The sequence below is a fragment of the Flavobacterium sp. genome (assembly GCF_040382755.1).
Classification (GTDB): domain Bacteria; phylum Bacteroidota; class Bacteroidia; order Flavobacteriales; family Flavobacteriaceae; genus Flavobacterium.
The window spans coordinates 1-10,663 of record NZ_JBEIET010000069.1 but is presented as its reverse complement, the minus strand read 5'-3'; the positions used below and the strand labels follow the sequence as shown (position 1 = coordinate 10,663).

Sequence of the window (10,663 nt, the reverse complement as noted above, 5' to 3'; positions counted from 1 at the left end):
CCGTAAATGTTTTTCCTGAACCCGTAACCCCTAATAAGGTTTGGTATTTTTCGCCATTGATGATGCCTTTAGCTAATTTTTCAATTGCTTGAGGCTGGTCGCCAGTGGGAACGTAATCGGATACTACTTGGAATTTCATTTGGATTTACGATTTACGATTTTGGATTTACGATTTGGATTTACGATTTGGATTTACGATTTATTTCTTACTGTTTTTAATGTGGATACAATGATGGCTGTTATTTCATTTGCTTCTTGTGTTAAAGGAATGAATTCGTTATCTAATTTTAAATTTTGCAACGAAGAAACATCATATAGTAATTCAAGAAAAAAATGACTTTCATCGGCTTCTTCCTCAATAATTTTTAATTTATTAATAAAGTCAGCATTTGATTTTGCTCTTTGGAGCGCTCTATAATTTGCTCCAACAGAACTTGAACATCTAATTAATTGAGAAACATAGGCATTGAATTCTCTTGATTTCGGAAGTTTTGAACATAAAATCCAACAATCTAATGCAAATTTTTTTGTTCGATTTTTCATTATCTCTTTCATAACTAAAATATTTTATATGGCTTATAATCAAACAAAAATCGTAAATAAAATGCCAAATTCCAAATCGTAAATCCAAAATCGTAAATCGTAAATCGTAAATCGTAAATCAACTCAGTTTTTCAGCCAAATATTTTCCTGTCAAGGATTTTTTATTTTTTGAAATTTCTTCTGGAGTTCCAAAAGCGACCAATTGCCCACCATTCTCACCGCCTTCAGGTCCGATGTCGATTATATAATCGGCACATTTTATAAGTTCTAAATTGTGTTCAATTACGATTATGGAATGTCCTTTATCTATTAAAGCTTCAAATGATTTTAATAATTTTTTGATATCGTGAAAATGCAAACCAGTAGTAGGTTCATCAAATACGAATAGCATTTTTTCTTTGGTAGCACCTTTCACTAAAAACGATGCCAATTTTATACGTTGTGCCTCACCACCAGAAAGCGTAGAAGACGATTGTCCTAATTGTACATATCCCAATCCAACTTCTTTCAGCGGTTGTAGTTTTTGTGTGATTTTGGTTTGCCCGTGCGTTTCAAAAAAGGCAACCGCTTCATCAATGGTCATTTTTAGTAAATCGTCGATGTTTTTGCCTTCAAAATTAACTTCCAACACTTCTTTTTTGAAACGTTTACCGTTACAGGTTTCGCATTCTAAATGCACATCGGCCATAAATTGCATTTCAATAGTTACTTCGCCATCGCCTTTACAAACTTCGCAACGTCCACCATCTACATTAAATGAAAAGTGTTTGGCTTGGTAATTTCTTAATTTTGAAGTGGTTTGTTTGGCATACAATTCTCTAATATCATCGTAGGCTTTTATATAAGTAACGGGATTAGAACGCGAACTTCTTCCAATAGGGTTTTGGTCAACATATTCAATGTTTTTAAGGTGCGAATAACTGCCTTCTAAACTTGTAAATTGACCTGCTTTATCGCCAATACCAGTTAGTTTTTTTTGTAAAGCGGGAAACAATATCTTTTTTACTAACGTACTTTTTCCGCTACCAGAAACACCTGTAATTACAGTTAAGCAATCCAAAGGAAAAGTGACATCAATATTTTTTAAGTTGTTTTCTCTTGCGCCAATAATATCAATATGATTTTTGAATTTTCTTCGAACTTTTGGGACTTCAATTTTTTCTTTTCCGTTTAAATATCTTGACGTTAAAGAATCTGATTTTAAAATTTCTTTATACGTGCCTTGCGCGACTAAATTACCACCCAAAGTTCCCGCCTCTGGACCAATATCAATAATCATATCGGCGGCTTTCATAATATCTTCGTCGTGTTCTACAATAATAACAGTATTCCCTAATTTTTTTAAATTCAGTAATACTTCAATCAATTTTTCGGTGTCTTTTGGATGTAAACCAATACTTGGCTCATCTAAAATATACATAGAACCCACTAACGAGCTTCCTAAAGAAGTGGCTAAATTAATTCGTTGCGATTCGCCACCAGATAGCGATGCGGATTGCCGGTTTAAACTTAAATAATTTAATCCTACGTTATCTAAAAATGCCAGACGGTTTTTAATTTCTAAAAGTAATCGTTTCGCAACTTTTAAATCGTATTCCGATAATTCAATTGTGTTGAAAAACGGAATTAGTTTAATAATAGGTAAATCTACCAAGTCAGAAATGGTTTTTCCTGCAACTTTAATATTGTTAGTTTCTGCACGTAATCGTTTGCCGTTACAAGCGTGGCATTTTGTTTTACCTCTGTAACGCGAAAGCATCACACGATTTTGAATTTTATAATTATTGGCTTCTAAATCGGCAAAAAAGGCATTTAATCCTGTGAAATACTTATTTCCATTCCATATAAGTGCTTTGTGAGCGTCTGATAATTCAAAATAAGGCTTATGGATAGGAAAATCAAAATGATGTGAATTATTTACCAATTGGTCTCTGTACCAACCCATACTTTCACCTCGCCAAGGAAAAATGGCGTTTTCATATACAGAAAGCGCGGTGTTTGGTACAACAAGTTCTTCATCAATACCAATTACACTTCCGTAGCCTTCGCAATTAGGACAAGCGCCATACGGATTGTTAAAACTAAATAAATGTATGTTTGGTTCTAAAAAATCCAAACCATCTAATTGAAAATTAGAGTTAAAAATAATGCGATTTGATTTTTCGGGTTCTTGTAAATACAACTCGCCTTTTCCTTCATAAAAAGCTATTTGTAAGGCATCAGCTATTCGGTTTAAAAATTCTTCATCTGATTGTACTACGATTCTGTCAACAACTAATAAAATTTCTTTGTTAGCCATTGTAGATTCATCAATCATTTCTAATGTCGAAACAAAATCATCTAAACGTACCGTTTGATTGTCTACCAAAACACGTGCAAAACCTTGCTGTAATAACACATTCAGTTTGTCGTGTAATTTTCTGCCTTTTTCTAAATGAATCGGAGCCAATAGAAGCCATTTGGAGTCCATTTCTAACGATTGTATGTATTTTACTACATCAGAAACGGTATGTTTTTTTACTTCTTCACCTGAAATTGGCGAATACGTTCTTCCAATTCTGGCAAAAAGTAATTTTAAGTAATCGTATATTTCTGTGGAAGTTCCTACTGTGGAACGTGCATTTGTGGTATTTACTTTTTGTTCAATTGCAATGGCAGGCGCAATTCCTTTAATGTATTCTACTTTCGGCTTGTCTAATTTCCCTAAGAATTGACGTGCGTAGGATGATAAACTTTCTACGTAGCGTCTTTGTCCTTCTGCATACAGCGTATCAAAGGCTAAACTTGATTTTCCAGACCCAGAAAGTCCAGTAATCACAACCATTTGATTTCTTGGGATGGCGACATCAATATTTTTTAAATTGTGCAATTGTGCCCCTTTTATCAAGATAAATTTTTTGGGTTCTAAAGAAGAAAAATCGGATTGCATCATTGTGTTTTTAATGAGAATGGCAAAGATAATTAATTATAATACTAAAAGTAACAATTCTTCTTTCAGATGATTAAAAATTCCTAAACACTACCTCTGAAATCGTTGTAGTTGGTATTTTTATTTAGATTTACGACTATACATTAACTATACATTTTTTAATAAATACCTAAAAATAATAATTTAAATCACTGTATTACAGGTAATTATGTATTAAATAATATTTCTTATTTTTTTTTCAAAAAAAACCACATTGTATAGTTTCTATATATATATTTAAAATGGACCATATTTTTTTTCTGCTAATTTTACAATTATCAATATTTAACCAATTAAATTTAATATTATGAAAAAAATTACGTATTTATTTACATTATTAGTTTCCATTTGGGGTTTTTCTCAAAATCTTGTTACAAATGGAAATTTTCAAACCGGTACAGCTGCACCTTGGACAGGTAATGCTGCCAATGTTGTTGACTTAGGTGCTTCAAACTTTGTTAATCAAGCTAACGTGACGGCAGCAGGAAATCCTTGGGATGTTAACTTAAGTCAAGTAGTTAACTTAACTAGTGGTAAAACCTATAAATTAAAATTTGATGCTTTTACAGCTGCAGCAACAGGAACAAGAACTTTGATTTCAGGTTTAGGTCAAACAGCCGCACCTTTTGCGTCATTAACTTCAACTTCAGTGTTAACTTCAACGCCTCAAACTTTTTCTTTTGATATTACTATTAACTATGGAGAAGCGGTTACAGATAGAGTAATTTTTGATATGGGTAACGCTACGGGATTTGTATTTATTGACAATGTTTCAGTTGTTGAGTTATTACCACTTATTCAGAATTTTGCGACACCTGTAACCTATACTTCAATGGCATCTTTTGGTGGTGCTGTTGCATCAGTTGCTACTGATCCTGCTTCAGGAGCGGCTAATGGGCAAGTATTTAAAGGTGTTCAAGGACCTGGTGGTGATGTATGGCAAGGTATAGAATTTGTGCAAACAACAAAAAAAGCGAAGTTAACAACAAATAAAACAATGACTGTTGATGTATATTGTACACAAGCTTTCAATGTATTAGCAAAAGTTGAGCAAGGTGGAACTGCGCCAAATTCTGCAAATGGACAAGCCTATACTACACCAGGACAATGGCAAACATTAACTTTCAATTTTGCAGTACCTATGGATAATACAGCTATTGCAAATGGAGAATATCAAAAAATTATCTTTTTTGGAAATTGGAAAGCAACAAACGATGGATTTAATTCCCCTGTGGTGCCTTTAACTTTTTATATTGATAATATTAGAGCAGAGGAAGCGATTATTCCTGTAGTTTTACCTCTTATTCAAAATTTTGAAACACCTGTTACTTATACTTCTTTGGCATCTTTTAGTGGTGCGGTTGCATCAGTTGTTGCTGATCCTGCTACTGGTGGTACTAATGGGCAAGTATTAAAAGGTGTTCAAGGGCCTGGAGGTGATGCTTGGCAAGGTATTGAATTTGTACAAACTGCTAAAAAAGCGAAGCTAACTACTAATAAAACAATGACAGTAAATGTGTATTGTTCACAAGCTTTTAATTTATTAGCAAAAGTAGATATTGGAGGTCCAGCATCTGCAAATGGACAAGCTTATACTACACCAGGGCAATGGCAAACATTAACTTTTAATTTTGCTACACCTATGGATAATACAGCAGTTGCCAATGGTGAATATGAAAAAATCATCTTCTTTGGAAATTGGAAAGCTACTAATGATGGCTTTAACAATCCTATTGTGCCATTAACATTTTACATAAATGATATAAGAGCAGAGGAGTCTCCAATTTTACCTTCTGGACCAACAGTTGCTGCACCTACACCACCAGCTAGGTTAGCTGCTGATGTTGTTTCATTATTTAGTGATGCTTATACAAATGTAGCTGTAACAACTTGGGGAGCAAGTTGGGGACCTACTTCGTCTTCGATAGTCGATAATCCTATTGCTGGAAATCCTACTAAAAAGATAAATATTGCGAGTGGTCAAACTTTTGCGGGTATTGTTCTTGGAACTTATTATGATTTAACTTCATTTACTCATTTTCATGTTGATTATTGGATTGCAAATCCTCTTCCAACAGGGCAAGCATTAAGTATTAAATTATCTAATCATGCTGCACAAGCTGGAGAAACTAGTGGGATTCAAACTTTACCAGTTCCACAAGGTGGTCAATGGGTTTCTTTAGATATACCACTTGCTAACTTTGTTGCGGCATCAGCACCTGCAAATTTAGCTAGAAATTCAATTAAAGAAATTGTTTTAACTGCAGCTCGTGCGGATAATCAACAAGCTTTATTTATTTATTTTGATAATTTATATTTCCACAAAAATACAGTGTTATCATCAGATAGTTTTGCAGTTTCAAATGTGAAATTATATCCAAATCCAACATCTAATGTTTTAAATATTGAATCAGAAGGAACTATTCAAAATGTTTCAATTTTTAATATTTTAGGACAAGAAGTTGTAAACAAATCAACAAATGAATCTTCAATTCGTTTAGATGTTTCTGGTTTAAGTGAAGGTGTTTATGTAGTTAAATCTATAATTGATGGAAAAGTTTCATCTACCAAATTTATAAAAGAATAATTTTAAGCATATTACATATAAAAGACTGTCAGAAATGGCAGTCTTTTTTTTAAATCATTTTTTTATTATAGTTTTAATATATATCTTTATTTTTTAAATTATTTATTAAATGCAATTTTTTAAAATACATATAAAACTTTTCGTTTTACTGTTTACTTTATTTAGTTCGGCCCAACAGTTACCGCCGATAGTAAAGTATACTAAAGATATTTATAAAGCGGGAATTCAAAACTGGATGATTTCGCAAGACAATCAGCGATTTATGTATTTTGCAAATAATGAAGGATTATTAGAATTTAATGGCTCTAAATGGACATTATATCCTTCACCTAATGAAACAATTATCCGTTCCGTAAAATGTATTCAAAATAAAATATATACGGGTTCATTTATGGAATTTGGTTACTGGCAACGTGCAGATAACGGCGAATTATTTTATACATCTTTAAGTAAATCTATCAAATCTAAAATTAATGATGATGAACAATTTTGGGGTATTTTTCCATTCGACAATTGGATACTTTTTCAATCTTTAGAAAAAATTTACGCTTACAATACCAAAACTAAGTTATTTACAATTATAGAACCGAAAAGTACTATAAACAAAGCTTTTAAAACCTCTAATGGGATTTATTTTCAAACACCAAATGGTTTGTTTGAAATCGATCAAGGTAAAAGCAAGTTGTTTTTAAGTAATGATATTATAAATCAAAATAAACTTATAAATATTTTTGAAACAACTGATGGCTTACTTTTAGTTACACAAAAGCAGGGTGTTTATAAATATAAAAATGGTGTATTAGCAAAATTCCAGACCAATATTGATGCAGAAATACAGCAAAGTAATATTTACAGTAGTCAATTATTATCTGATGAAAGCATTGCACTTGGTTCAATTTCAAATGGGATTTTTATTTTATCAAAAGAGGGTAAATTAATTTATCATATTACTCAAAATTCTGGATTAAGTAATAATACGGCACTTTCATTATTTGAAGATGTGGATAAAAATTTATGGATAGGTTTAGATAATGGAATCAATTGTATTAATTTAAAATCTCCCATAAATAGTTATATTGATAATACGGGAATTCTAGGTGCAATTTATGCATCAGCTACTCACAACAATAAGTTATATATTGGAACAAATCATGGACTTTTTTATAAAGACTTAAATTCTTCTTCTAAATTTGAATTTGTTCAGAATACTAAAGGACAAGTATGGTCTTTATTTTCATATAAGAACACCCTTTTTTGTGGTCATGATTCGGGAACTTTTATAATAAATGGATCTTCCGCCAATCAGATTTTTTCTGGTTCTGGAACTTGGAAGTTTGAACCCTATTTGAATGGAGAGCATTTTATATTACAAGGAAATTACAACGGAATTTCAGTTTTAGAGAAAAGACCAAATGGATGGGCTTTTAAAAACAAAATTCAAGGTTTTAACTATTCATCAAAACATTTTGAGATACTTAATAACAAAGATATTTTCGTAAGCCATGAATATAAAGGAGTTTATAAATTTTCTATTGATAATTTATTAACTAAATCTTCTAATGTTATAAAATTTAAAAACCCAATTAAAGGTAAAAATGCTTGTTTAGTAAAATATAATAATAAGATTTACTATGCATTTAAAGACGGGATTTTCAAATTTAATAATAAAACAAAACAATTTGTAAATGACAAGTCGTTAAGTACAATATTTGAAAATGACGAATATGTAACAGGTAAAATGATTGTAGATAAATCTAATAAACTTTGGTTCTTTACCAAAAACTACATTCATTATTTTTCTTCAGGAAAACTATCTACAGATTTAAAAAAGAATAGTTTACCTATTCCTTCCTCAATGACCAATTCTATGCCAGGATATGAAAATATTTTACAATTAAATGATGTGAACTATTTGATTGGATCTACGGACGGATATTACATTTTAAAGAATATTGATTTTAAATTTAGCAATTATAAAGTATCGTTAATTAGAATTTCAAATTCAGGAGTCAATTCTAAACCATTAAATATTTCAATCAAAGACGAAGCACATTTAGAGCATGATCAAAATAATATAGAATTTAATTATACTGTTCCAGAATATGATAATTATATTAATGCTGAATATCAATATAAATTAGATGGATTTAATAATAAATGGAGCGATTGGACTTTTAATTCTAAAGTTGTTTTTGAAAACTTACCAGCAGGTGATTATACATTTTCTGTAAGGGCTAAAGTAGCAAATTCGTTAACAGACAATATTGAATCGTATTCTTTTGTAATTTCTAAACCTTTCTATGCGAATACTTGGGCAAAATTATTTTACTTTATTCTATTAATTGCAATAGGATATTATGTTCATAAATTTTATACCATTTTTCATGAAAAAAGACACCAAAGAATTATCGCTGAAAACAATATTTTATTAGAGCTAAAAGAATTAGAAAATGATCAAAAAATAATGAAAATTAAAAACGAACAGCTAACTCAAGATGTGGATAAGAAAAGTAAAGAATTAGCGGTTTCTACAATGAATCTTATAAAGAAAACAGAACTATTAAATATCATAAAAGCTGATTTGAAGAATTCAACTGATAGCTCAACAAATAGAAGTATAAAGGCAGTAATATCAACTATAAATAGTAATGTAAAGGAAGAGAGCACTTGGAATATATTTAAAGAAGCTTTTGATAGCGCAGACAATAATTTTCTAAAAAAAGTTAAAGAAAACCACCCTTCATTGACACCAAACGATTTAAGACTTTGTGCATATTTAAGATTAAACTTATCTTCCAAAGAAATTGCGCCACTTTTAAATATTTCTGTACGAAGTGTTGAAATTAAAAGATATCGTTTGCGTAAAAAAATTGATTTACCTCATGAAAAGGGATTAGTTGAGTATATTTTATCGATATAATCAACACTTGTTTCTTTAAAACACCTATACATTTCCTCAACAAAATTAATTTAAACAATTTTTAAATGGATTTAAACTTAATATTTTTATTATTTTAAACCTCGTTTTAACAATAAATTCACAACTATACACCCGTTTTTTTATGATGTATGTTTTTTGTTGTGGTTTTTTTTCTTTAATTAATTAAATTTCATCAGTATTTTTGAAATATCTATAAATAACTATAACTAAAACTAACAATTAATTTAATCTAGTACCTTAAATGAAAAAAATTTTTTATTTACTAATTTTTTGCAATGCGATTTCTAGTTTTTCACAAACAGAAAAAATTGCTATTCAGAATAAAGATACCGAACACACCATAACAATAGATGGTAAGAATTTCATTATAAATGGAATGAACTGGGATTATTTTCCAGTTGGTACAAATTATTCATATAGTCTATGGAATCAACCAGATGCTTTTATTCAACAAGCTCTTGATGACGAAATGGGTTTACTTCAAAATATGGGTGTAAACACCATACGTGTTTATTCTGGAATACCTAAAAAATGGATAGAGTATATTCATGCTAAATTTGGTATTTACACCATGTTAAATCACTCTTTTGGTAGATACGGTTTAACTATAGATGGTGTTTGGAAACCTAATACGGAATATTCTGACCCAAAAACCAGAAAACTTCTACTAAATGAAGTAACTCAAATGGCCAAAGAATATAAAGATACCAAAGGATTATTATTGTTCCTTTTAGGAAATGAAAACAATTATGGTTTGTTTTGGGATGGAGCTGAAACAGAAAATATACCTGTAAAAGACAGAAAATCTACTGTTAGAGCTCGCTCTATGTATAAATTATTTAACGAAGCAGTTGTTGCCATGAAAGCTATTGATTCAAATCATCCAATGGCTATTTGTAATGGTGATTTACTGTTCCTTGATATTATAGCTTCAGAATGTAAAGATGTTGACGTGTTAGGAACTAACGTTTATAGAGGTGTATCTTTTGGTGATTTATTTGAAAGAGTTAAAAAGGAATATGGAAAGCCAGTTTTATTTACGGAGTTTGGTTCAGATGCTTTTAATACTTTAACTAATCAAGAAGATCAAAATGCACAAGCTTTTTATTTAAAAGGGAATTGGAATGAAATATACAATAATGCTTCTGGTATGGGTAAAGCAGGAAATGCTATTGGTGGATTTACATTTCAATTTAGTGATGGTTGGTGGAAATATGGACAAACTTCAAATTTAGATTTACATGATAATAATGCTTCATGGTCAAATGGTGGTTACCAAAAAGATTTTATTGAAGGTGAAAACAATATGAATGAAGAATGGTTTGGAATATGTGCAAAAGGACCAACAAACGAAAAAGGTTTTTACCAGTTATATCCAAGAGCAGCATATTACGTACTTAAAGAAATTCATAAATTTAATCCTTTTTCTGCAAATGCAGATAAAGAAAAACTTAAATCACTTTTTGATTCAGCTAATTTGATAGATGCTACTTTAAGAGCTAGAGCAGACAAAGCGGCTTTAGCAAGTAATGATGGTGGTATTTTAAAAATAAGTAATCTTAGAGCTGAATTTACAACTTTTAACACCGGTGGTAGTTTAATCTCAACGCCAAAATCAGATGAT

At 30.6% G+C, this 10,663-nt stretch carries 5 protein-coding genes; 3 read left to right on the top strand and 2 right to left on the bottom strand.

From position 1 onward, the window contains the following. Positions 1-192: 192 nt before the first annotated feature. On the bottom strand, positions 193-555 hold the full coding sequence (locus ABWO04_RS07470; protein ID WP_353078743.1) for a four helix bundle protein: 363 nt from the start codon (positions 553-555) through the stop codon (positions 193-195). A 106-nt stretch (positions 556-661) separates the two neighbouring features. Further along, entirely contained in the window at positions 662-3,475 is a 2,814-nt protein-coding gene (gene uvrA, locus ABWO04_RS07465) for an excinuclease ABC subunit UvrA (protein WP_353078742.1), read from the bottom strand. A 343-nt stretch (positions 3,476-3,818) separates the two neighbouring features. On the opposite strand from uvrA, the gene ABWO04_RS07460 reads away from it, so the two are divergent. The 3 genes from ABWO04_RS07460 to ABWO04_RS07450 all read left to right on the top strand — a co-directional run. After that, on the top strand, positions 3,819-6,098 hold the full coding sequence (locus tag ABWO04_RS07460) for a T9SS type A sorting domain-containing protein (protein ID WP_353078740.1): 2,280 nt from the start codon (positions 3,819-3,821) through the stop codon (positions 6,096-6,098). A gap of 109 nt (positions 6,099-6,207) precedes the next feature. Further along, a complete protein-coding gene (locus tag ABWO04_RS07455) occupies positions 6,208-9,018 on the top strand; it encodes a helix-turn-helix and ligand-binding sensor domain-containing protein (RefSeq protein WP_353078738.1) in 2,811 nt (936 codons plus the stop codon). Positions 9,019-9,280: 262 nt separating this feature from the next. Then, a partial coding sequence (locus ABWO04_RS07450) for a glycoside hydrolase 5 family protein (RefSeq protein WP_502903973.1) occupies positions 9,281-10,663 on the top strand: 1,383 nt, incomplete at its 3' end.

Bases quoted from the DNA above. Each gene is read 5' to 3' on its own strand.
- ABWO04_RS07460 (WP_353078740.1), top strand. From the start codon at position 3,819: ATGAAAAAAATTACGTATTTATTTACATTATTAGTTTCCATTTGGGGT.
- ABWO04_RS07470 (WP_353078743.1), bottom strand. From the start codon at position 555: ATGAAAGAGATAATGAAAAATCGAACAAAAAAATTTGCATTAGATTGT.
- uvrA (WP_353078742.1), bottom strand. From the start codon at position 3,475: ATGATGCAATCCGATTTTTCTTCTTTAGAACCCAAAAAATTTATCTTG.
- ABWO04_RS07455 (WP_353078738.1), top strand. From the start codon at position 6,208: ATGCAATTTTTTAAAATACATATAAAACTTTTCGTTTTACTGTTTACT.